At 62.2% G+C, this 23,384-nt stretch carries 22 protein-coding genes and 1 pseudogene; 7 read left to right on the plus strand and 16 right to left on the minus strand.

Going from position 1 to position 23,384, the window contains the following annotated elements; all coding sequences use genetic code 11:
- Positions 1-24: 24 nt before the first annotated feature.
- Positions 25-1,230: a porin gene (locus OH764_RS22220; RefSeq protein ID WP_498850819.1), complete on the plus strand. Its 1,206-nt coding sequence runs from the start codon at positions 25-27 to the stop codon at positions 1,228-1,230.
- 110 nt (positions 1,231-1,340) lie between these two features.
- Here the strand turns inward: OH764_RS22220 and OH764_RS22225 are convergent, their stop codons facing one another.
- The 3 genes from OH764_RS22225 to OH764_RS22235 all read right to left on the minus strand — a co-directional run bounded on the left by OH764_RS22225 (position 1,341) and on the right by OH764_RS22235 (position 3,329).
- Positions 1,341-1,532 carry a 4-oxalocrotonate tautomerase family protein gene (locus tag OH764_RS22225; protein WP_498850820.1) on the minus strand — a complete coding sequence of 64 codons (192 nt, stop codon included), beginning with the start codon at positions 1,530-1,532 and terminating at the stop codon, positions 1,341-1,343.
- A 102-nt stretch (positions 1,533-1,634) separates the two neighbouring features.
- The gene (locus tag OH764_RS22230; protein WP_498850821.1) at positions 1,635-2,411 is read right to left on the minus strand and encodes a class II aldolase/adducin family protein; all 777 of its coding nucleotides are present in this window, start codon (positions 2,409-2,411) and stop codon (positions 1,635-1,637) included.
- A gap of 54 nt (positions 2,412-2,465) precedes the next feature.
- On the minus strand, positions 2,466-3,329 hold the full coding sequence (locus OH764_RS22235) for an urea transporter (protein WP_498851261.1): 864 nt from the start codon (positions 3,327-3,329) through the stop codon (positions 2,466-2,468).
- Positions 3,330-3,575: 246 nt separating this feature from the next.
- Between OH764_RS22235 and OH764_RS22240 the strand changes: the two genes are divergently transcribed.
- Complete coding sequence (locus OH764_RS22240; RefSeq protein ID WP_498850822.1) at positions 3,576-4,130, plus strand: putative glycolipid-binding domain-containing protein; 555 nt, start codon at positions 3,576-3,578, stop codon at positions 4,128-4,130.
- Here the strand turns inward: OH764_RS22240 and OH764_RS22245 are convergent.
- From OH764_RS22245 to OH764_RS22275, 7 genes are all read right to left on the minus strand, one after another.
- Complete coding sequence (locus OH764_RS22245) at positions 4,105-5,049, minus strand: alpha/beta fold hydrolase (RefSeq protein WP_498850823.1); 945 nt, start codon at positions 5,047-5,049, stop codon at positions 4,105-4,107. The genes OH764_RS22240 and OH764_RS22245 overlap by 26 nt on opposite strands.
- Complete coding sequence (locus OH764_RS22250; protein ID WP_498850824.1) at positions 5,046-5,927, minus strand: metal-dependent hydrolase; 882 nt, start codon at positions 5,925-5,927, stop codon at positions 5,046-5,048. The genes OH764_RS22245 and OH764_RS22250 overlap by 4 nt, the downstream gene beginning before the upstream one ends.
- 70 nt (positions 5,928-5,997) lie before the next feature.
- Positions 5,998-6,906, minus strand: coding sequence for an SDR family NAD(P)-dependent oxidoreductase (locus tag OH764_RS22255; protein ID WP_498850825.1), 909 nt, complete (start codon positions 6,904-6,906; stop codon positions 5,998-6,000).
- Positions 6,907-6,955: 49 nt separating this feature from the next.
- A complete protein-coding gene (locus OH764_RS22260; protein ID WP_498850826.1) occupies positions 6,956-8,551 on the minus strand; it encodes a flavin-containing monooxygenase in 1,596 nt (531 codons plus the stop codon).
- 159 nt (positions 8,552-8,710) lie between these two features.
- Positions 8,711-9,556 carry a MerR family transcriptional regulator gene (locus tag OH764_RS22265; protein WP_498850827.1) on the minus strand — a complete coding sequence of 282 codons (846 nt, stop codon included), beginning with the start codon at positions 9,554-9,556 and terminating at the stop codon, positions 8,711-8,713.
- A gap of 59 nt (positions 9,557-9,615) precedes the next feature.
- On the minus strand, positions 9,616-10,224 hold the full coding sequence (locus tag OH764_RS22270) for a GNAT family N-acetyltransferase (protein ID WP_498850828.1): 609 nt from the start codon (positions 10,222-10,224) through the stop codon (positions 9,616-9,618).
- Between the two features lie 126 nt (positions 10,225-10,350).
- A complete protein-coding gene (locus OH764_RS22275) occupies positions 10,351-11,238 on the minus strand; it encodes a DMT family transporter (protein WP_498850829.1) in 888 nt (295 codons plus the stop codon).
- A 113-nt stretch (positions 11,239-11,351) separates the two neighbouring features.
- Between OH764_RS22275 and OH764_RS22280 the strand changes: the two genes are divergently transcribed.
- A complete protein-coding gene (locus OH764_RS22280) occupies positions 11,352-12,794 on the plus strand; it encodes an aminotransferase-like domain-containing protein (protein WP_498850830.1) in 1,443 nt (480 codons plus the stop codon).
- A gap of 53 nt (positions 12,795-12,847) precedes the next feature.
- On the opposite strand, the gene OH764_RS22285 is transcribed toward OH764_RS22280, so the two are convergent.
- The 3 genes from OH764_RS22285 to OH764_RS22295 form a co-directional block, all read right to left on the minus strand.
- Positions 12,848-13,921: a TAXI family TRAP transporter solute-binding subunit gene (locus tag OH764_RS22285; RefSeq protein WP_020070356.1), complete on the minus strand. Its 1,074-nt coding sequence runs from the start codon at positions 13,919-13,921 to the stop codon at positions 12,848-12,850.
- 58 nt (positions 13,922-13,979) lie between these two features.
- Positions 13,980-15,029 carry a hypothetical protein gene (locus OH764_RS22290; RefSeq protein WP_498850831.1) on the minus strand — a complete coding sequence of 350 codons (1,050 nt, stop codon included), beginning with the start codon at positions 15,027-15,029 and terminating at the stop codon, positions 13,980-13,982.
- A gap of 350 nt (positions 15,030-15,379) precedes the next feature.
- Positions 15,380-16,960, minus strand: a complete 1,581-nt coding sequence (locus OH764_RS22295) for an MDR family MFS transporter (RefSeq protein WP_498850832.1) — start codon at positions 16,958-16,960, stop codon at positions 15,380-15,382.
- A 74-nt stretch (positions 16,961-17,034) separates the two neighbouring features.
- On the opposite strand from OH764_RS22295, the gene OH764_RS22300 reads away from it, so the two are divergent.
- Both OH764_RS22300 and OH764_RS22305 read left to right on the plus strand, forming a co-directional pair.
- Entirely contained in the window at positions 17,035-17,838 is an 804-nt protein-coding gene (locus OH764_RS22300) for a TetR/AcrR family transcriptional regulator (protein WP_498850833.1), read from the plus strand.
- A 319-nt stretch (positions 17,839-18,157) separates the two neighbouring features.
- Positions 18,158-18,679, plus strand: coding sequence for a response regulator (locus OH764_RS22305; protein WP_498850834.1), 522 nt, complete (start codon positions 18,158-18,160; stop codon positions 18,677-18,679).
- A 61-nt stretch (positions 18,680-18,740) separates the two neighbouring features.
- On the opposite strand, the gene OH764_RS22310 is transcribed toward OH764_RS22305, so the two are convergent.
- Positions 18,741-19,352 carry a Fur family transcriptional regulator gene (locus OH764_RS22310; protein ID WP_498851262.1) on the minus strand — a complete coding sequence of 204 codons (612 nt, stop codon included), beginning with the start codon at positions 19,350-19,352 and terminating at the stop codon, positions 18,741-18,743.
- Positions 19,353-19,499: 147 nt separating this feature from the next.
- Positions 19,500-20,126, minus strand: coding sequence for a glutathione S-transferase family protein (locus tag OH764_RS22315; RefSeq protein WP_498850835.1), 627 nt, complete (start codon positions 20,124-20,126; stop codon positions 19,500-19,502).
- Between the two features lie 199 nt (positions 20,127-20,325).
- Between OH764_RS22315 and OH764_RS22320 the strand changes: the two genes are divergently transcribed.
- Entirely contained in the window at positions 20,326-22,020 is a 1,695-nt protein-coding gene (locus OH764_RS22320) for a DEAD/DEAH box helicase (RefSeq protein ID WP_498850836.1), read from the plus strand.
- Between the two features lie 13 nt (positions 22,021-22,033).
- On the opposite strand, the pseudogene OH764_RS22325 reads toward OH764_RS22320, so the two are convergent.
- Positions 22,034-22,483 (minus strand): annotated as a pseudogene (locus OH764_RS22325) (phosphoribosyltransferase); the annotation flags it as partial.
- Positions 22,484-22,564: 81 nt separating this feature from the next.
- Between OH764_RS22325 and OH764_RS22330 the strand changes: the two are divergent.
- Positions 22,565-23,376 (plus strand): IS5 family transposase gene (locus tag OH764_RS22330; RefSeq protein WP_498846769.1). Its coding sequence is split into 2 segments (ribosomal slippage): positions 22,565-22,904 and positions 22,904-23,376, totalling 813 coding nucleotides; the frame shifts between segments, so codons are not numbered across the junction.
- The last annotated feature ends 8 nt before the right edge of the window (positions 23,377-23,384 follow it).

Genomic DNA, 23,384 nt, shown 5'->3' on the forward strand with positions numbered 1-23,384 from the left:
ACAATTTTTTAAAGAGGAGCATAAATGAAAAAGGCACTAGCAACCTCCGCCCTTGGCCTGTTCGCCCTTGGCGCACACGCACAGAGCAGCGTGACGTTGTACGGTATCGTCGATACGGGGATCGGCTACCAAAGCAGCTCGACGACGCTCGGCTCGACTTCGGGCGGCCGATCGGTTGTCAAGATGAACAACGGCATCTGGGCGGGTAGCCGCTTCGGCCTGAAGGGTAGCGAGGATCTTGGCGGCGGCACGAAGGCCATTTTCCAGTTGGAGCAGGGCTTCAACAGCGCTACCGGCGCGCAGAGCGTGAACGGCCTTGGCTTCAGCCGCCAGGCATGGATCGGCGTGACGAACCCCACGTACGGTACCTTGACGGCTGGCCGTCAGTACACGTCGTACTACACGCTGCTCTCGCCGTATAGCCCGACTACGTGGCTGACCGGCGCTTACGGCGCGCACCCGGGCGATCTCGATTCGCTGGATACGATCTATCGCGCGAATAACTCCCTCGTGTACACGTCGCCCAACATGTATGGTCTGACGGTAAGCGGTTCGTACTCGTTGGGCGGCGTGCCGGGCAGCTTCAACGCCGGCTCGACGTGGAGCGCCGCGGTGCAGTACCTGAACGGTCCGTTCGGCATCGCAGCAGGCTTCCAGCGCATCAACAACTCGACGCCTGGCGGCGGTCTCTGGGGCCCCGAGTCGACTACGTCGAATAACGGCGCGACGACCGGCCCGGGTCTGTCCGGCATCACCAACGGTTACCGCACGGCGCAGGCTCAGCAGCGCGTTGCAGTCACCGGCGGCTACACGTTCAACTCGCAATGGGACGTGTCGTTCTCGTACTCGAACGTGCAATACATTCCGGGTGTGAACTCGGGTTTCCGTCATCAGGCGACGTTTAACACGGGTGGCGCAGTGGTGCACTTCAAGCCGATCGGTGCACTGGATCTGGCAGCCGGCTATAGCTACACGCGTGCGACGGAATCGAATGGCATCTCGAGCGCAGCTAGCTATAACCAGTTCAACCTGTCGCAGTACTACAGCCTCTCCAAGCGTACGGGTCTGTATGCGGTGGAAGCGTATCAGCGTGCGAACGGCCAGACGATCGGCAACAACGGCGTGAGCATCATCAACGCGACGGCCAATATCGGCGACGGTCAGAACAGCGCGCCGTCTTCGTCGCGTAGCCAGGTTGCAGGCGGCGTGGGCATCATTCACCGCTTCTAATGGCTTCAGGGTAGCGGCGGCGTGTTGTTACGCCGCCACAGCGGCGCATTTAATTCATGCGTCGCTGAGCAATAAAACCGCTGCGCGCACCACGCGCGCAGCGTATCAATTCAGCTTTCGCTGTCGGACCACAAGCGTCCTCCTGTTGCCCAATTCTCGCGCTTCACGTCGGTAAGAGTGATGTCGACCGAATTCGGCTCGACGCCGAGCGATTCGCAAGTCGCTTTCGTGATTGCTTCGACGAATTGGCGTTTCTGTTCCAGCGAGCGGCCTTCGAACAGTTCGATACGAAACGTGGGCATGGTTCGGCTCCGTTGAGAATCTAATTGATATCACGCGCCGCATAAGCAATTGCGGTAGTCATTGCGCGGTATGGTCAGGGTAATTCAGGTACTAATCGCCCGTCAGTCGCGATAAGTCGGGTCTAGGCGGTCCAGCTTGCGCAGCAACGCAGGCCATTCCAGTGTTCCTTCCACTGCGCCGCCGTCATAGAGTTGCTCGGCTGTGCGCGTGGCGACCGCGTCGTCAGGCACGACAAGCGGGGCGCCGCATGCTTGCGCCTGCAACTGGATCTCGCACGCTTTGAGCAACGTGGCCATCAACACATACGCTTCGGCGACGGTGCGGCCCACGGTCAGCGGGCCGTGATTGCGCAGCAGCATGGCGGGTTTGTCCGCCAGATGCTCCACGAGGCGCCTGCTTTCGGCCGGCGTAAAGGCGAGGCCGTCATAGTCGTGATACGCGAGCTGACGATAAAACCGCAGCGCGTGTTGTGACGCGGGCAGCAAACCCGCAGGCTGTGCCGACACGGCCACGCCTGCCGTACTGTGCAAATGCATAACGCAGAACGCGTCTGCGCGTGCCGCATGCACGGCGGCGTGAATGGCGAAGCCGGTCACGTTCACCACATGTTCGCTGGCACCGACAATATTGCCGTCGATGTCGATCTTCACGAGATTCGACGCGCGCACCTCGTCGAATGCAAGACCGAATGGATTGATCAGAAAGTGGCCCGGCTCGTCCGGAACGCTCGCGGAGATGTGCGTGTAGATCAGGTCGTCCCAACCGTTGAGCGCGACGAGGCGATACGCGGCGGCCAGGTCGACGCGAGTCTGCTGCTCGGCTTGCGAAGTCGGCCCGGATTGCTCAATGCGGCCTGCGGGTGTGTGGATGAAAGACATAAATGGCTCCTGAGGTGGTCTGGTATTCCCCGATCTTGCCTGACAGGCGGAGTCTCAGCGAACAGCACGCTGCCTCAGCCATTGCACGCTCCACGTTGCCGCGACGAAAGGCGCGCTTAGCGCGGCGAAGCCGACGTGAGCCGCCGCCGCTTGCAACGCCACTGAGAGTGCCACGCCGCCGAGCATCCACAAGACGCCGCAGTCGGTCAGTGCAAGCGCGGTGAGGGCGCCGTTGAATCCTAACAGGCCTGCATCGAACGAGGTTGCCCCCGCGCCCAGTAGAACATGTAGGCTGGTTGCGAGCGCCGCGCCCGTCAACGCGCACAGCGCATGCCGTGTCGACGCCGCCGCGATCCCGAGCAACACGAATGCACCGGCCATTGCGCCCGAGGCGAAGCCGGTTTGCGCGAGACCGGCGAGCACGCCACCGGCGAACTGCGCCGCGTCGAGCGTAGGAGTTGCTGCGAGACGCGCCGGCTCGGGTCCGCTTGCAGCGATCGGCAGCCAGAGCCACGTGACGATCAGACACGAGCTCGAGAAGTAGCCCAACTGTCGCGTGCGCAGCCATCGTGACCACGGTTCGTGAAGCCATGCCGTGCCTGTGGCTGCGAGAATCGCGACGGCGGTGGCGGTCGCATTGTCGGCGATGAAGCTGAACGCGGCGAGTCCCGCCAATGCACCGTTAAAGCCGTACAGGCCAGCGCGCAGGTCGTCGTCGGAGTGAGCGGCGAGCATCGCGCTCACGTTGGCGGCCACTGCGCCGATCAAAGCAGCACAGGCAAGGCGCGGGTCGCAAAGCAGCCAGCCGGCAACGAGGCATGCCCCCGTGAATGCGTTCGCCTGGAGCACGATCTGCCCGCAGCTGCGCAGCAGGGTGCGCAAGGCGGCGGAACGCGCTTCGGTCGCGGCGGCATGCATGGTATCGGTCGATGAGCGTTTGGCGGAGCGCATCTGGAATCGAATGGCGCGCCGGAGGCGAACAGTTGCGAAACGCGAGGATAGGGCACTCGCGCGGCTGTGTGCATGCCCGCGCATTGATAGTGGCTATTTGGGCAGCATCCGCACGATGTGCCGGTAGGCACGCGCATCGGCGAGTCTCCCGCGTTAGGCTACGATATGAAGTGCGACGCGCTTGCTGCGCGTTTCACCATAAGGAGGCATCTGATGCGGGAAGTACGGTGGGCATCGCAAGAGGCAGATGGAATCGAACACCTGTCGTTCGACGCACGCGACGACGGCTTCGACGTGGAAAGCGTCGTGGTCGGGCAGCGTTACGGCAAGGCTTACGGGTTGCACTATATGGTCCGCTGCGATGCGCAATGGCGCACGCGTTACGCATGGCTGAAGATCGTGGGCGGCGGAGAACTGGAACTGCACGGCGACGGCGAGGGCAACTGGCGCGATGGGCACGGCCTTATGTTGAGCGCGATCGAAGGATGCATTGATATCGACATTGCCGCCACGCCGTTTACCAATACGTTGCCGATTCGCCGGCTGCAACTTACGCAAGGTGAGCGTCGCCCTATACAAGTCGCGTACATTTCCACACCGGACTTGCAGGTCACGCGCGTCGAGCAGGCGTACTCGTGTATTGAATCGGACCGCGAGTACCGCTATGAAGGCATTTTCCGCGACTTCACGGCGAATATGAAAGTCGACGATGACGGCCTTGTGATCGACTATCCGACGCTATTCACCCGCCTGCCGCGCGAGCGTTGAACGTGGGCGCGACCGGGCCACCCGGCTCTGACAGATGTCGCGCGACAAATCGTTCTATGTTTGCAGCAACTAATTGCGGCTCGCGCAGCACGACCCAATGACCTGCGTCGAGTTCGACGCGGTCATAGGGTCCCAACCACGCTTCCTGGCCCACCGACAATTCCGGCCCAACATAGCGGTCACGCAATGGCACGATGAACTGAACGGGCACATGCACGGGGCGCGCGCGCGGATGCAAGAGTTTGTCGATGAAATTCGCGCGATAAAGGTTCAGTCCGTTGATCGCATTGCGCATCTGCGTGGAGTCACGCGACGCGTCAACGCGTTCCGTGATTCGTAGCCACAACGGCCACAAGCGCACTCCGCCCATGCGCCACACCAGTTCCGGCAGCCATGGCAAATGAAAGAAGAAGATGTACCAGGATCTGAGCAATTGACGAATGCTGAGACGCGGCGATCGATTCGCTATCCTATGTTTGTTGTGAGCGTCACGCGTGCCACGCAGCACGACCGAAGCGTAATCGAGGCACGGGCCCGAGATAGAGGTAAATGACCTGATGCGTCCTTTGAGCTGCGGGTCGGTTACGGCTTCCCAGCTTTGAATCGAACCCCAGTCGTGGCCGACCAGATGAAAGGGCTGCTCACCGCAGGTGGCGTCCACGACTGCGCTCAGATCTGCGGCAAGTTGTGCAATACGGTATCCGTCGCGCGTGGTCGGCGCTTCCGATGCGCCGGCGCCGCGCACGTCGTAGCTTATAACGCGGTAGCGCGAGTCGAGTTGCGCGCGAACCGGATCCCATACGGCGGCCGAGTCGGGATAGCCGTGCACCAGTACGATCGGCGGCGCGTCACGCGGTCCGCTCACGTAGGCCGCAAGCCGCACGTCGCCGGCATCCACCGGCAACGCGTCGCGTATCACGCGGCCGCCTGCACGCCGCGCCGTGCTGCTCTACGCGAATTCGGCGCGGCCGCGTTCGAGGCGTCGACCGCCGCTACGAGGCCGTCGATACGCGCGAGTTGCGCGCGATTGTCGTGATCCCACGGATGAAAGCCGGGCCGGAAAAAGCTCAGCCATTCGGCCGCTATACGCGGAAAGACGCCATGACGCGGGCCGTACAGGTATTTCACGACGCGCCACATGCCGCGCAGATGACCGCCGCGTTTGCGGTCCGCAATCAGAAGACGCACATGAAAGTCGAACACGATCAGCCAGAAAGTGATGGTGGTGGCGAGCATAACGCCTGTACGTAATAGATAACGCCCCAGTCCAGGTTTGAGTACCGTATTCCACACGTCGTAGGAAACGGCTTTGTGCTCGGTTTCTTCGAGCGCGTGCCACGTCCACATTTGCGCGTAACCGTCGGCGGACCCTTCGATGCGTGACGCGTCCTCGAGCAGCAAGCCGGCGAGCATCGCCGTGTAATGTTCGAGGCACACGGTGACGGCCAATTGATACGAATGCGGCAACACCTTGCGGCCGAAGTTGAGAATCGCCCATAGCCGTTTGTCGAGCTTATGCGCGGGCAAACCGGCTTGTTCCAGTAGATCGTTGTATTCAACATGCTCGCGCGTATGCATCGCTTCCTGGCCAATAAAACCCAGTACCTGCTTTTTCAGCACCGGGTCGTCAATCTGATCGCGATAGTTGCGCACGCTGTCCATGAAAAAGCGCTCTCCGGCGGGAAAGAGCAGCGAGAGCGCGTTGAAGAAGTGTGTCACATGCGAGCCTTGCGCGTGCCAGTCGCACGCACGGTCCTGCGGGAGGTTGAAGCGTAAATCGCGGCGAACGGGCATCATGGCCTTTCTCCTCGTGATTCTATGAGCGTCTGGATAGTGCTGTCAGGCGCGTACTATCGGGCGTGCATCATCAAGCGCGCCTTCCGTCCAGTTGCGCCGCGCGCCGGGCGCGTTTTTCCGCATTGCGCTTCATGCGCCGCGTTTGCAGCACGACAAGTGCCTGGTAAGCAGCGGGCAACGTGCGCGCGAGCCAGTCGGCGGCGCGTGCATCGCGGCCAATTAGCACGCGCCGCTTGTTCCTGCGAACGCCGTCGAGAATCGTACGGGCGGCTTTGTCGGCGGTGGTGATGAAGAACTTCTCGAAATCGTCCTTGCCTTGCTGCTCGCTCTCCAGCATGAAGCCGACCATATTCGGCGCAATGCGGCTCGACTGCGCGATGCTTGTACGGATGCCGCCCGGATGCACGCAGGTAGCCGACACGCCGCATTTCATCAGATCGAGTTCCTCGCGCAGTGCCTCGGTGAAGCCGCGGACCGCGAACTTCGTCGCGTTGTAGCCACTCATCCCAGGCTGCGCGAAAAGGCCGAATACACTTGACGTATTGACGATATGGCCTTCGCCCGATGCCCTCAAGTGTGGCAGAAACGCCTTGGTGCCATGTACGACGCCCCAGAAGTTGATGCCGACGATCCACTCCAGATCTGCGTATTCCATGCCTTCGATCGTACTGGAGAGAGCGACGCCCGCGTTGTTGAACACGAGGTTCACGCGCCGATGCTGCTCGACGGTTTCCGCGGCCCACGCGAACATTGCGGCTCGGTCGGAGACATCGAACACAGCGGTGGTGATCAGCAGCGGCGCGCCGACGATATGTGGTGCGGCGGCTTGCGCAAGTCGAGCGGTCTCCTCGATGCTCGTCGCGTTGCGATCGGCAAGAGCCAGGTGGCAGCCTTCTCGCGCGAGCCGGATCGCGAGCGAGCGACCCATGCCGGAACCCGCGCCTGTGATCGCAGCGACTTTATCGTTGAAATGCTTCATTGGTTTTATCTCCCGTCCTCTCTGAATGTGCGTTGTCGTTATGTGTGTTTCAGGTGACTTCGGTCGACGCGGCAGGCTGCGCGCTACCGTGCACGCTGTGCGTCGAGGTGGTCTGCGCGATCGTTGTCCCGGACGCTGACGTAAAAGCGAAGTAATCGTCCATATTGAAGATGCTGGTGGCCTGGCGGAATTTGTACGCGAACCCCGGCCACAGCGTAGTGTTCCTGCCGGTTCTCGGATCGAGATACCAGCTCTTGCAACCGCCCGTCGACCAGATTGCGCGGCCGAGTTTGTGCTGGATCTTTTCGTTGTACGCACGCTCCACCTGCGGGCGAACTTCGATAGCCTCGGCACGCTCGCTGCGCATGGTTTTCAGCGCGCGCAAAATGTACTCGACTTGCGACTCGATCATGAACACCATCGAGTTATGGCCGAGTCCCGTGTTCGGACCCACGATCATGAAAAAGTTGGGATAACCAGGCAACGACGTGCCGAGATAGGCATGCGCGCCGTCACGCCACGTATCGACGATGTCTACGCCGTTGCGTCCCCGCACCACGCCTCGCGCGAACGGATCGGCGACCTGGAAGCCGGTGCCGAAGATCAGACAGTCGACCGGATGACGCGCGCCGTCACTGGTGATGACCGCGTCTTCGTCGATGCGCTCGATAGCGCTCGTCGTCACCGTTACGTTCGCCCGCGATAAAGCGGGTAAGTAGTCGTTCGAGATCAGAATGCGCTTGCAGCCCATTGTGTAATTCGGCGTGAGCGTCGTGCGCAATTCAGGATCGGGCACCTGACGGCGCAAATGCCGCTCGGCGACTTTCTGCGCGGTCTTCATTAGCGACGGATGGATCGCGAAGCCGAGCGCGCGCGATTCGAGCATGCAGTAGAGTGCCGAACGCATGATCTTTTGCGTAAATGGCACGTGCCTGAAAAGCCACTGCTCGAACGGTCGCACCGCGCGGTCGGCCTTCGGCATGATCCACGGCGGTGTACGCTGGAACACATCGAGATGCGCGACGCGAGATGCGATTTGCGGCACGAACTGGATCGCACTGGCGCCGGTGCCGATTACGGCGACGCGCTTGCCTTCGAGCGGATAGGCGTGATTCCAGTGCTGCGAATGAAACGCCTTGCCCTTGAATCGTTCAATGCCGGGAATGTCGGGTATCGCCGCGCGCGACAAGCCGCCGATCGCTGAAATCAGTACCCGCGCCGACCACTGTTGCCCGTTGGCGAAACGCAGCTGCCAGCGGTGGCACGTGTCGTCGTAGACCGCGCTCACGAGTTCATGTCCAAAACGCAGATGACGCTCCACGCCGAAGCGTCGCGTGCATTCCTCGAGATATGCGCGGATTTCCGGCTGACGCGCGAACATGCGTGTCCAACGCGGGTTGGGTGCGAACGAAAATGAATAGACGTGCGATTGCACGTCGCACGCACAGCCCGGGTAGTGGTTGTCGCGCCATGTGCCGCCAACCGACTCGGCCTTTTCTGCAACGATGAAGTCGGTGAAGCCGGATTGCCGCAAGCGAATCGCCATGCCCAGCCCCGCAAAGCCGGTCCCGATAATGGCGACGTCCGTCTCGATAGGCGCGAACGCGCTGTGGCCCGCGGCGTCGTGTGGCGTGCGTGCGTTCATCCGGATCGCCTCCTTATTACGCTGATAACTGTTACATTGATGGATGTAACGATAGGGCGGAAGTACGGACGACGCAAGGGCACGTCTAGACGCCAAACTCTAGGGTTGAAAGGCGGGGACTCAGGCCATTGCTGACCGAACGCCGACCGGCGCCTCGGACTACTTCTTCGGCCGCTTCGGTTGACCGGCGGAGCGGGCCAGTTTCTTTTCCATGATGGCCGCGACGCGATCGCCGAGGTAGTCGCCGGAGGCCTCTTCAAGCGCGCGGTTCATCTCGCTTTCGACGAGCACCATAGCGAGTGGCCGCACGCGCCAGATCGCGTCCACGAGGGCCGGCACGTCGGCGGGAGGCGGCAGCGCGTCCGGATCGTAGCGGTCCAGTTGGCGGACCACCAGATCGACGAGTGCGTGGGCGATTGCGCTGAAATGCGGCCGTGCGACCCCGACGGCATCGAGCAGATCGGCCAGCGGAATGCCTTCTTTCGCGAGCGTGGCGCCAGCGGCGAGTGCAGTGGGGCTGCCCGACACGAACGACAGGCCCTCGCGTTCCAGCAGGCCAAGATCGACCGCTTTCGCGAGCGCGCTCGGCGAAGCTTTGTCGCCGAACATTTGCAGCAGTTCGACCAACGAATACTTCTTGGGATGTTCGCGCGACCAGCGCCCGCCAATCGCGGTTTCGAGGCCCAGAATGGAGCGAAGATCGTGGCCTTCGTCCACGGCCTTGATCAGATCCTGGATGTTCGCGAGTGTGTAGCCGCGAGAGAGCAGATGATTGATCAGCTTCAGACGCGACACGTGAGCGTCGTTATACACGCCCACTCTGCCGCGTTTTTCCGGCGGCGCGAGAAGGCCGCGGTCCTGGTACGCCCGCACGTTTCGCACCGTTGTGTCGCTGACGCGCGCGAGTTCGTCGACCGTGTACTCGTTGCGCAGCGCGGCGCCTGCGGACGTGTCCGAGGCGCCGGACGAGGACGGCGGCGAGGTGGAGGGCGGCGTGTTAGGCATGCCCGGAATTTTACCCCCGCTGTATGGAGGCGGACCAGCACGACGCTCGGGTTGCGCCTTTACGGTTCGTAGTCCGGCGGCGTCGAAGCGCCCGCACCCAAAGTCCGCTGCATCAGCGTGGTGTCGAGCCATCTGCCATGCTTGAAACCGACGGCCCGCAACGTGCCGGTCAACTCGAAACCCAACTGTTTATGCAGCGACAGTGATCCGCCACTCCCGCCGTCCGCGATCACGGCGACCATCTGGCGCCATGGCCCGGTTTCGCATCGGTCGATCAGCGCCTGTAGCAGCACGCGGCCGAGGCCTCTTCCGCGATAGGCGTCGCTCACATAGATCGAATCTTCGATGGTGTTCCTGTACGCCGCGCGAGGGCGGTAAGGCGTCGCATAACAGTAGCCCGCGACCTCTCCGCCAATCTCGGCGACCATGTACGGCAGTCCATGGCTGCGCACCGATGCGAGCCGCATGCGCAGATCGTCCACGGAAGGCGGCACTTCTTCGAACGACGCGACGCCGGTCAACACATGGTGCGCGTAGATGGCCTGGATGGCGGGCAGGTCGGCTTCGGTTGCGTCGCGGATAAGCGGGTCGCTGCCGGTCGACTCAGCGGTTGCTGCGCTTGCAGTGGTTGCGTCCGGGGCGCCGGATGCTGGGCGGGCTGTGGTCATACGTAGTCCTGGTGCGGCCGGTGCGGCCTGTCGTGTCTCTTCTTCTGAGGATACGTTTGACTATGCCCGCCGCGCGCGCAAATTTGAAGCCGGACAAAAATCGTTGCGTGACGACTCGGCGCCAGGTCAGGCCGTGCGGCGCGCCGGCGTCGCTTTGGAGAAGTGCCGGGCGCCGGCCACGCACGCTACGACTGCGACGGCGACCGCGATCATCGAGGGCGGCACCTGTTCGTGCAGCAACAACCCTGCAAGCACCAGTCCGAAAAACGGCTGCAGCAATTGCAACTGTCCGACTCCCGCGATGCCGCCGAGCGCGAGGCCGCGATACCAGAATACAAAGCCGATCAGCATGCTGAACAGCGACACATACGCGAGCCCCCAAAGCGCTGCGTGGCTGACGCCCTCGAAAGAAGCCGGGCGGGTCCACCATGCGAGCGGCAACATCAGCGGAAGCGACAGCACCAGCGCCCATGAAATAACCTGCCAGCCGCCGAGATGCCGCGATAGCCGCGCGCCTTCCGCATAGCCCAGCCCGCACACGACGATCGCGGCGAGCATCAACGCGTCGCCCACCGGAGACGCGTCGAGACCGTGGCGCATCGCAAATGCGATCACCGCGCCGCTGCCGAGCGCCGAGAAGAACCAGAAGGCCGCTTGCGGACGTTCGCCGCCGCGCAGCACGCCGAAGATCGCGGTTGCAAGCGGCAGCAGCCCGACGAACACGATCGCGTGCGCGGAACTCACGTGGCGCAGCGCAAGCGCGGTAAGAAGCGGAAAACCGACCACCACGCCGAGCGCGACGATTACGAGCGGAACCATGTCGCGCCGTGCGGGACGCGCCTCGCGGAACACGAGCAGCAGCAACAGACCGAGCGTGCCCGCGATGGTCGCACGCGCCACCGTCAGGAACACCGGATCGAGCCCTTGCACGGCGATGCGCGTAGCCGGCAGCGAACCGCTGAAAATCAGCACGCCTATGAGCCCGCTCAGCCAGCCATTCGTTGTCTTGTCCACTAGAGGTCCACGCGTATTGGAATGAAGCGTATAGCATCCGCTTTCATCGCGAAAAGGTTAAGCTACGGATCAGTACAATTCGTGCAAACTGTACCGACGAAGGAGCAGTACAGATGGAGCAAGGTGGGCAGATCCAAGGACTCGGGAAACCGCAAGGAACACGCGTAGGCATCGTCATGGACAATTTGCGCGAACGCATTGCGAGCCGCTCGCTGATGCCCGGCGCGCGCGTGCCGTCGATCCGCGTCATGACTGAAGCGCTCGGTGTGTCGAAGTCGACGGTGGTAGAAGCGTATGACCGGCTCGTCGCTGAAGGTGCGATCGTGGCCCGGCGCGGCTCGGGATTTTTCGTGTCAGGCCATGCGCCGCCACTCGCGCTCGCCGATCTCGGGCCGCGCCTCGATCGCGAGGTCGATCCGCTGTGGCTCACTCGCCAGTCGCTACAACCCGGCTCCAAAGTGCTGAAGCCGGGTTGCGGCTGGATGCCGGCGTCCTGGCTGCCAGAGGACGGCGTGCGTCGCGCATTGCGGGCCATTGCGCGCGATCCGCAGTCGCCGCTCGCCGACTATGCGAACCCGTATGGCCTGCCCGCGCTGCGTCAGCAGCTTGCCTGGCGGCTCGCGCAGCACGGCGTGGAAGCGCCGCCCGAACAGATCGTCCTCACCGACGGCGGCACGCACGCGCTCGACCTCGTGTGCCGTTTTCTGCTCGAACCGGGGGACACGGTTCTGATCGACGACCCGTGCTATTTCAACTTCCAGGCGCTGTTGCGGGCGCATCGCGCGCGCATCGTCGGCGTGCCTTATACGCCGTCGGGTCCGGACCTCGCAGCCTTCGAGCGGGCGCTGGTCGAGCATCGTCCTCGGCTTTATGTGACCAATTCCGCGATTCATAACCCTACCGGCGCGACGCTCGCGCCAGCGGTCGCGCATCGGCTGCTCAAGCTCGCCGGCGAACACGGACTGATCGTCGTCGAGGACGATATCTTCGCGGACTTCGAAGACGAAGCCGCGCCGCGGCTTGCCGCCTTCGATGGGCTCACGCGGGTGGTGTCGATCGGCAGCTTTTCGAAGACGCTTTCCGCGGCGGCGCGTTGCGGCTACATCGCCGCGCGCGCCGAATGGATCGAGCCGCTGATCGACCTGAAGCTCGCCACGTCGTTCGGCAATGGGCAACTCACGGCGAGCGTCGTGCATCGGTTGCTGGTGGACGGTACTTACCGGCGTCATCTTGAATCGATGCGCGCGAAGCTCGCGGACGCGATGGGGGAAACCATGCGCCGACTGAACTACGCGGGCCTCGACGTATGGACGCAGCCGCGTGCGGGCATGTTCGTGTGGGCGCGCTTGCCCGATTCGCTCGACGCCGCCGACATCGCGCGCCATGCGCTAGGCGCAGATGTCGTGTTCGCACCGGGCAATGTATTCAGCGTCTCGCAATCGGCGGCCGGTTACCTGCGCTTTAACGTCTCGCAATGCAACCGGCCGAAAGTGTACGAAGTCTTGCAGCGCGCGATGGAGAACTCTGCCGCATCCGGCGAGCGCAAGCGGGCATAAACCGCAGCAGGAGCGCTCACTGATGCATTGGCGCTCCGCATGCGGATGTATTACTACTTGCACAGCAGAAGCAGGCGTTCCTGATTCGTACAGTTGCTGCGCGGCTTTTCCGAGACCTGAGCCGCGGCCGCGTTGATGCCTGCACTTCGGTTCGCAAGGCACGCGCGTAAATGCTTCTCTACAGGTGGGTAATATTTCCAACCGCGCACGAGGCTGGGCAATTCAAGCTTGACCTGTTTCCATTTCGGATGCCCATGCTCCTGCAGATTGTCGAAGTTCGCGCATAGCGAGTCGGCAAAATGATTCAGGTTGCCGACGGTATCGCGCAGACCATAGTCATAGGTGACGAGAAAGGCCTTGACCGTGAGCGTGGGCACGTCTTCTTTCAGCCAGTTCGGATAGCTGCTCGCGCGGATCGTCGCGGGGAAATAGGTCTGCTTGGCACGGACGGTTTCGGGTGCAGTGGGTTCGGCTTTCAGCAGACGGATCTGCTGCAGCAGCTCCGGGTTCATATCGTTGAACAGTTTTGCCGGCTGGCCGACCACGATGATCGCAACGTCTACTTTCTTGACGATCAATGCGGCAAGTGCGTCTTCGTTGCTCAGGTGCTGGATGTTCTGTTCGGGAATAGGCTGGCCGAACATAAGGCGATACAGGGTAGTCGCCGATTGCGCGGTCCCGCTGCCGAGCAGGCCGACGCTGATGGTCTTGTCCCTGATGTCGCCTAGACTTTTGAGCGGCGAATCCGCACGCACCACGACGTTAATCTCTTCGTCGTAGAGCGGCATGATGAGGCGCAGCGGGCGGATGGCGGTACCGGCGTCGGGATTGCCCGAGTTGGCCATGTCGATGTAGGCCTGATACACATCGGACTGCACCAACGCGAGTTTCACGCCCGGCTCAAAGCGCATGCGCTGCACGTTTTCGGCAGATCCCTTCGACGCGACCACGGCGAGATCGATGCCCGCCGGCTGCGCGACCCATTTCGACAGATCCTGACCGATCTGAATGTAGGTGCCGCGTTCGGGGCCAGTGACGATCTTGTAGTGCGCGGGTTCGGCACTCAGCAGCGAAGACGTGATCAGCAGCATCGCTCCCAGCCATCCCGTCAGAAATCTCTTTAGCATGATCTGCACCTATCGGGTCGGGTTGGCAATTTTACAGCCATTAAATTCGGTGTCCGAACTATTTGGCGGCCGACTGCCGCGGCAGCCTGGCATTGCTCGTTGTCTGGGTACTGAGCGGTGCCCAGCCGGTTTCGCGAATCACACGCTCGAGGATCGTCTTTGCCGTGTCGTTGCCGGTGTCTAGCGCCAGCGCCTCGTTCGCATGCTCTCGCGCGCACGGCCATGTTTGCTGGTCCGCGCACATTTGCGCCGCCAGCAACGCGGCGTCACGGCGCGCGGTCAACGGCTTCAATTCGGCGGCGAGACTTTGCGCGTCGCTGCTCTCGGGTTGCAGCGATTGTGCTGCGCCCAGGGCCGCTTGTGCCGCGTTCAGATCGTTGGCGCGCAATGCGGTGCGGGCCGCCCGCAGGGCTTGCGCGCCGTCGCGGAATTGCGGTGTGGCCGTTTTCGCTGAAACCACCGCGATCGGTACTGTGGCCGGTATTGCCTGTACGGTGTTTCGCAGGCCTTCTGTGCCGGTGGATTTGCCGGGCATCGCAGCGATGCGCGAGTCGGCTGCCTGATCGGGCGAGTACAGCGCGATGGTCCCCGTTGTCGTTCTGGCGTCGCGGGCGGTTTCTGCAGATTGCTCGCCGTTGCCGTAGTGCAGGTCGCGGCTGTCGTTGAATAGCGCGTAGCCGACATACGTCAGGCCCGCGGCGACAATGGCCCCGGTCGCGAGTAGCGCGTGGCGCATGCGCAGACCCGCGCGCTGCGTCACTTCGGCAGGATCGGCAACGGGCAACAGCGGCGTGTCGGGCGAAACCAGCGACGAAGACGACGCCTGAAGCGCGCCTGCCGGAGCGAGGTTGAGGCCGGCATGCAGGGCGCCGCCGGGGAAGTCGGGCTCGTTGAACGCCGGCGCGCCGAATCCGTCGTGCAACGTCGACATGTTCAGCGTGCTGGCTCGACTCTCATGCAGCGCGCTGCGCACAGGTGCGCGTGCGTCGGCATCGAGCGGATGAAGCGAGCCGCAATACGGGCAATGATCCACTCGCCGGTAAAGCGCACCGCCACATTGTTTGCATGGCGTCGGAAAGCGATCGCCGGCTAAGGTCTGAGTGGACATGCTATGGCCCCAACTGAGGAAAACAATGCCGTTACGGCATGCTTCCGATCGCGCTTGAAGCGGTATGAGTGTCCGCGGAAACCACGATCTACATGCGCCAGAGAGTCCGGGCAGGCAAGCGAGGCTTGCGTGCCGTCGTTTTCAATATGTGGCGTTTCGAAGCGGACGTCAATGGACGATCGACCCTATGTTGTGTGCGCTACCGCACATTGCCAGGTAGGACGAATGATCGTGCACATCATGAGGACGAACGCGCGCAATTCTTTTTATGGTAGGGCGCGCATTTCGCAGACGAATTTCGGGCGCATGCAATCGATATTTCCATGTGGCGCCCGACGAAGTGCGATGCTTCAATGCTCACGCAACGGATGGTCCTTCAGCAGCCAGGCGAGCACGAATGCGAGCAATACGACACACGCCGCGGAGAGATACACGGTATGCAACGCGCCGGCAAATGCCTGTAGATAGTCGGCGCGCAGTGCGTCAGGCAAATGGCGGATCGCGGCGGGTCCGAGCGCATGCGGCAATTCCGTCTCCGGTGGGATCAGCTTTTCAAGCCTTGCGGCAAGGCCGTTGGAAAAGACGGCGCCGAACGCGGCCACACCGATCGATCCACCGATCGAACGAAACAGCGTGGCGCCCGATGTGGCCACACCCATATGCTTGAATTCGACGGTGTTCTGCACGGCGAGGATAAGCACCTGCATCACCATGCCGAGACCGCAGCCGAGCACGCCCATGTCGAGATACATCACATGAATCGGTGTGTCGATCTGCAGGCGCGCGAGCAGCATCATGGCTATCGCCACGAGCAAGGTGCCCGCAATAGGGAACATGCGATAACGGCCAATTTTGCTGATCAGACGACCTGTCACCATCGACATGACGAACAGGCCGCCCATCATCGGCAGCATCTGCATGCCGGCTTCTGTCGGCGTCGAGCCTTTGACCACTTGCAGATAGAGCGGCAAAAACGTGACGGAGCCGAACATCGACACGCCCACGATGAAGCCGATCAGACTGCTTAGTAAAAACGTGCGCTGCCTGAAAAGTTCGAGCGGCATGATCGGTTCAGCCGCGCTGCGTTCTTCGTGGATGAAACCCCAGATCGCGACGAGCCCCATGCCGAGCGTGATCCACAATTGCGGCGACGACCACGGCAAGATCGTGCCGCCCTGGCTCGTGAACAGAATGATGCAGGTGAGTGCGCCGGCAAGGAAGGCAGCCCCCATATAGTCGATGGTGTGCTTGACGTGATGCAGACGCGGCTTGAAGACCGCGCCGATCACAGCCAGCGACACGATGCCGAGTGGCAGGTTGATATAGAAAATCCAGCGCCACGTAAGGTGCTCGACAAGAAAGCCGCCGAGCAGCGGACCGACCACCGTTGCGAGACCGAACACGCCGCCGAACACGCCTTGATAGCGGCCACGTTGCGCGGGCGGAATGACGTCTGCGATTGCGGCCATTGTCACGACGAGCAGACCGCCGCCGCCGAGCCCTTGCAATGCCCTCAGCACGATCAACTGGGTCATGTCTTGCGCTATGCCGCACAGCGCGGAACCGACGAGAAAGAGCACGATCGCCGTCTGGAGCACGATCTTGCGGCCGAACTGATCGCCGAACTTGCCGTACAGTGGCACGACGATCGTCGAGCTGAGCAGATAGGCTGTCACGACCCACGACAGGTTATTGAGTCCACCCAGTTCGCCGACAATCGTTGGGAGCGCGGTCGACACTATCGTCTGATCAAGCGCAGCGAGCAGCATGACCAGCAACAGCGCGGGGAACAGCAGGCGGATCGGCGGGTGGTCGGCGGTCCGTTCGACTGACTCCGGAGCCGGCTCGTGTCGCGTCACTGCGGCGTGCGGGCCGTCGTTCAGCAGTCGCTGCGGCTGGGCGAGCGCGGCTTGTCGGCTGGGCTGTTGCATGGCATTAGCGCCTTGAAATTAATTAACTCGAAAGTTAATATATGCGACATTCTATCGCGCGTCAAACGAGTGCAATGGCAAGAACTCCATCAGTTGGTAAGAAGACGAGCGGCGCGAAGGCTTCCGGCGGTAGCGGCTCTGAGGCGAAGCCGCACAAGCGCGCGGGGCAAACGGCGGCGGTTGCCGCAGATCCCGCGACAGGCGCCCCGGCAAAAAGCGCGTCAGAGGGCGCATCTTCGAGGCGGCCTGGCAGACCGCCGGGCGCTTCGCGCGGAGCGGAGCAGCGCACTCGTCTGCTCGACGCGGCGCTCGTGCTGTTCGCGCGGCAAGGCATCGTCGATACGACGCTCGGCGAGATTGCCCGCGAGGCGGGCTTCACGCCGGCCATGATGCATTACTACTTCAAGACGCGTGAGCAACTGCTCGACGTGCTCATTGAAGAGCGCTTCGGCCCGTTGCGCGCGAGTCTCGGCGTGCCGTTCCAGGAGCATGCGGACGATCCCGTCGCGGCGATCACGCAACTCGCACAGCGCATGGTGCAGGCTGCGGTCGAGCGGCCGTGGTTTCCGTCGCTGTGGGTGCGCGAAGTCATCAGCGATAGCGGCCTGCTGCGTCAGCGCATGCAGGAGCGTTTCGGCGACGCAACTCAGAAGACGTCGCTTGCCGCCATTGAGCGATGGCAGAAGGAAGGGCGTTTGAATCCGGCGCTCGAGCCATCGCTAATGTTCGTCACGCTGCTCGGGCTGACACTATTGCCTCTCGCCACGTCGAAGCTGTGGCGCCGCGATCCCAAACGTCGCCTGATTGGCGGCGACGAGATCGCCCGCCACGCGGTGGCGCTTCTCGCGCAGGGCATTAGTCCGAAGAAAATTGGTTAACCATGCAACTTACTTGCTGCATGCCTTGCGATGCGCGGCACATAACGTGCTACCAGTGGGGTAAATGCGAACGCCGGGCAACGGGGCTGCGGGCGTCGCAGAAGAAATCGGCAGGAATGACGAAATGACGCCGCGGCGGCAAGTGAAAGCAATCAATCGCCTATGCCGCTGCGGCGAATCGGGTGTCGGCCCCGGTCGCCGGGAGCCGTTTTTTCATTGGCGTGCAATTTTGGCGCGTTACTGTGCGCGCGTTGCAGGGGGCCATGTCTACAATCGTGGGCCTTTTTTGCAACTCGGCACATGAATTCGAGTCGGAACCATGAACAGCAATTTCGCGGCCGCGCAAATCGGCGGCAAGCAACCCTCCCAGCAGGGCGACACATTGGCCAAGCCTGACGGCCTGACCGGATTTTTAGAGCAACAACATAAAATGAACGGAGCATTGAGACTCGATCAGGCCACGATCGTGCTCGTAGAAGACGACCCGGACAGCCGGGAATCGCTGACCTTGTTGCTGGAAGCGGAAGGGGCAAACGTCGTTGCCGTGGCGGATGCGGAAGAGGGCGTCGAAGCGGCCGTCCGGCTGCTGCCGGATGCAGTGGTATGCGACCTCGAGCTGCCTGCCATGGACGGCTTCTACCTGATCCAGCGGCTGCGTGATCACGAGATTCGCAGCGATCATGCGCCTTCTGTAGCGGTTGCGCTGACGGGACATACCGACGACGCTTACCGTCTGCGAAGTATCGGCGAAGGCTTCCAGCACTTCATGACCAAACCGGCGTTACCGGAAGATCTGGTGACTTTGCTGCACGACGCCATAGGTGCACGCGGAGCCCGCTGAGCAGGTCACAACGCGGCGCGAAGCGTAAAAGGCTTTGCGCCGCAAGCACAACACATTGCCGCTATTTAGCCGCAATGGGCGCCGTCGATCCCGTCTTCGGCACAGCCGCTGCGGCCGCCTCTGCCGCCTGACATGCGGAACACAATCCCTTCAGTTCGATTTCGTCGCTTGCGATCCGGTAACCCGCATCTTCGATTTGCGCGACGAGCGCCTGGCGAAGCTTCGGCTGATGCAGTTCGGTGACGTTGCCGCACTGCTGACAAACCACGAGAATGCCGTGCTGGCATTGCGTCAGATCGTGGCACACCGTAAATGCATTAATCGATTCGATCCGATGCACGAGACCCGCCGACAACAGAAAGTCGAGCGCACGATAAACCGTGGGCGGCGCAGATCCCGGATGAATCTGGCGCATGTCGTCGAGCAGCGAGTACGCCTTGGTGGCACGTCCCGAATTCAGCAGCAATTCGAGCACTTTGCGGCGAATCGGCGTGAGCTTCTCGCCGCGTTCGCGGCAATACTCTTCCGCGAGAGCCAACGCGGCCTCGGGTGAGTCGCTGTGCGCGTGCCCCGGCGCCTGAGCAGCGGCATCCGCGGAAGCTGCGGTTTTCTCCGTGCGCACAGGACTGGCTGGGTTTGCGGCGGTAGCGGCGGCGGGCTTGGCGTTCTTCATGCGTCGATTATAAAGGCCAACCATGGCCAACGCCTGTTGCCAACCGGTTGCCGCGTCGGCGTGAGTCGCCGCGCTTGACGCGCTCACAGTAGGCGAAGGCGACCGGCCCGACGTCTCCGCCGATTGCGCACCGCTGGCCGCACTAGTTCACGTGAGCGGAAAGTCGACGTATTTCTTGAAGCCCGGGCGGGTCGCAATGCGCGAATACCAGCGCTCCAGGTTCGGTAGCGGCGGACGCTCCACGCCGTCCAGGCCGAACCAGCGTTTCGCATACGCACCGATCACGATATCGGCCAGCGTAAATTTGTCGCTTTCAAGGAAGAAGCGTCCCTGCAGATGCGTGTCGAGCATTTGCCACAGCGCGGTGACGTTGCGGATGTCTTCGGCGAGTCTGACCGCATCGCGCTGTTCGGGCGGCGTGCGCACGAGCGTCCAGAACACTGGCCGCTCGGCCGGTTGTAGCGTGGACAGCGACCAGTCCAGCCAGCGGTCGATGCTCGCACGTAGCCGCGGTTCGGCGGGATACAGCGGACTGCCCGCGCCGTACTGCAGCGCCAGATAACGCAGTATCGAATTCGATTCCCACAGTTCGAAGTCGTCGTCGACCAGCGTGGGAATCTTGCCGGTCGGGTTCATTGAAAGGTACGCCGGTTCGTTGTTGCGGCCGAATTGCATGCCCGCGTCGATGCGCTCGTACGGCAGCACCAGTTCATCGCAGCACCATAAAACTTTTTGCACGTTGACTGAATTCGTGCGTCCCCAGATCGTAATCATCCGGTTAATCCTTTTTTGTCGACAGTTGGCAAGCCGTGCATCGTGCTCGGCGTTCAACCAGTAACGATACACGATGCGCATACGTTTGGATGCGTGCGCAGCGATGCGGCCATCTCGCAACGCAGCGCCGGACCGCCGGACCGCCGGCCGCTCAATGCGTTGCGTACAATGAGCGCACCGAAATACGACGAGGCACCGCATGGCCCGCATTGTCCCCGACGACTGGAAGAGCCTCGCCGCCACCGGCGCGGCGTCGCGCGAGCGGGAAACGCTCGCATTGCTGGAACAGGCGCTCCCCGACGATTACACGGTCTATCATGGCGTGCACTGGACGCGGCTCAACCAGAACTTTTCTGTATTCGGCGAGGCCGATTTTGTGATCGTCAGTCCGGCCGGGCGCGTGATGATCGTCGAACAGAAGACGGGCTTTCTGCGCGAAACACCGAAGGGGCTCGTCAAGGTTTATCTGCAGACCGAGCGCAACGTGGCGATCGCGCTCGCGCATACCATCGAAGGGTTGCACCGGCGCTTTACTGCCGCGTTCGGCGCGGGCACTTATTTCATCGAAGAATTGCTGTATTGCCCCGACCATATCGTGAAGGACGCCGCGATTGCAGGCGTGAATCCCGCCCGGATCGTCGACGCGACGCGACGCGACCGGCTCGCCGCGGTGATTCGCGAAGCGCTGCCGGCCGACGAGCCGCGCCTGCCATGCGCGTCGAAAATCCACCACTTTCTCGCCGATGAACTCGCGCTCACCCCAGACGCAAGTGCTCTCGTCGGCCAGGCGGGCACGCTCGTCACACGCCTCGCGGGCGGTCTTGCAACGTGGGCGCGGCGGCTTGAATTCTCCCCGTTTCGCCTGCGCGTGATCGGCACGGCCGGCTCCGGCAAGACGCAACTGGCGGTGCAGGTAATGAAAGACGCCGTCGCGCGCGGCCAGCGTCCGCTATATGTGTGCTTCAACCGGCCGTTGGCCGACCATATCTCGCGCGTGGCGCCGCCCGAGGCGAAGGTCGCGAACTATCATCAACTGTGCGACTGGATTGCGCGCGATGCTGGCCGCGAGCCCGACTTCGAGTCAGGCCAGGTGTTCGATCAACTCGAAGCGATGTTTGCGGAAACGCCGATCGACGCGCGCTGGCAATTCGACGTGCTGATCGTCGACGAAGGCCAGGATTTTCAGGAGACGTGGGTCGCCGCACTCGAACGCCTGCTGAGCCCGGGCGGCGCGTGGTGGTGGCTCGAAGATCCGCTGCAAAATCTCTATATGCGTGAACCGGTGTCGCTGCCAGGTTGGACGACGCTGAAAGAGACCACCAACTACCGAAGCCCGCGCGACATTCTCGACTACGTGCGCGACGTGGTCGGCGCAGCGGTGCCTGTTGCGGCGGCGCTTGCGTCGGGTAGTCCATTCGACGGCTCCGATATTTCGCTGTCGGTCTACGACGAAGCGAACGCCGCCGACGGCAGCATCGAAGCGACCAAGCGCGCGATCACCCAGGCGCTGTCGCTTGGCTTTCGCAAACAGGACATCGCGGTGCTGTCGTTTCGCGGACGCGAAGGCTCGGCGATGACCGCGCAGGATCATCTCGGCCCGCATCGGCTGCGCAGTTTTACCGGGAAATATGATTTGTTTGGCAATCCAGAATATCGCGACGGCGACGTTCTGTTCGAATCGATCTACCGTTTCAAGGGGCAGGCGGCGCCTTGCGTGATTCTCACTGAAGTCGACTTCAGTGCATTCGACGAACGTATCGCACGCAAACTTTTTGTCGGCGCCACGCGGGCAACGATGAAGCTCATCATCGTCGCTTCGCAGCGCGCGGCCCAGTATCTGCATTTGCGCGACGGCAAGGAGAGAAAGGAGACTAAGGAAGCGCGCGAAGCCTGACGCGCGCTCACCCTCACTCGGACGCCCACGCGCGCGCGCCGACCAGCATACCGGTGTGCGTCTGGGCGTCCCACCAGATCACGCGCAATAGCGGCGCCTGCTGTGCAATCAGCAAAGCTTGCACCGGATCGCTTTCCACGAAGTGCGTGACGCCGCCCGTGAGCGCCGCAGCCGCTTTGTGAGCGGCCGCACCGGCCGGGCTCTCATCGTGCGTGACGGGCGTGCGCATCACCAGTTGCATATGGCCGAAGCCATGCCGCTCCAGCCACGCTTGTGTTCGGGCGCGGTCCATTTCAGGCCGGCCCGTGATGATTGTGCGAACGCGCTTGAGGTCGATGCCCGGCAGCACTTCGAACGGCAGCAGTGCATCGCGTTCGAGCAGTGCCGCGGCGAGATCCTCGTCATAGCGCGCAAGCGGCACGTCGGGCAGCAGAATGCCGTCGAGGTCGATCGCATAAGAAGCTGTTGCGAAATTAAGTTCTGGGCCTGTTAACTTTTCTGACTTGGTGTTAACTTCCTGTCTTGTTTTGTCCAACAGGAAGCGATGCCTAAAGAACTCATCGACGACGAATTGTGGTTGCTCATCGAACCGCTTTTACCTGCTCGGGCACCGCGCAATCGCCAGTATGCGGGCCGCAAGCCGACTCCCGACCGTGCCGCGCTGACGGGCATTGTGTTCGTACTGCGCTCCGGCATTGCGTGGAATCTGCTACCGCAGGAGATGGGATGCGGTTCGGGCACCGCCTGCTGGCGGCGGCTCGTGGCATGGCAAGAAGCAGGAGTCTGGCAACGCATCCACGAAACGCTGCTGGCCGAACTGCGTCGCCGTGGCGAAATCGACTTGTCACGAGCGCTTGTAGACAGCTCGTCGATTCGCGCGATGCTGGCGGGAAAAAAACCGGCCCGAATCCCACGGACCGGCGCAAGCTCGGCAGCAAACACCACCTCATCGTCGACGCGAAAGGCATCCCGCTCGCGGTCATTCTGAGCGGGGCGAACCGCCACGACGTCACCCAGCTTGATGCACTCGTCGATGCCATTCCACACATTAGAGGCAAGCGGGGACGCCCGTTGCATAAACCGCAAATCGTTCAGGGCGACCGGGGCTACAGCTCGGAACCACATCGACAGCGTTTGAGAGAGCGCGGCATCACGCCGGTGCTCGCAAAGATTGGCTCGCCCCATGGCAGTGGTCTGGGCAAAACGCGTTGGCCAGTCGAGCGCTCGATTGCATGGCTTCACTCGTTTCGACGCCTGAAGATTCGCTACGAACGTTATGCCCATGTCCATGAAGCCTTTCTGTCCCTGGCTTGCGCCTTGATTTGCTGGACGCGACTCAGGCCAATGTTTAACTAATTTCGCAA

Source organism: Burkholderia sp. M6-3 (assembly GCF_050858985.1).
GTDB lineage: Bacteria > Pseudomonadota > Gammaproteobacteria > Burkholderiales > Burkholderiaceae > Paraburkholderia > Paraburkholderia caledonica.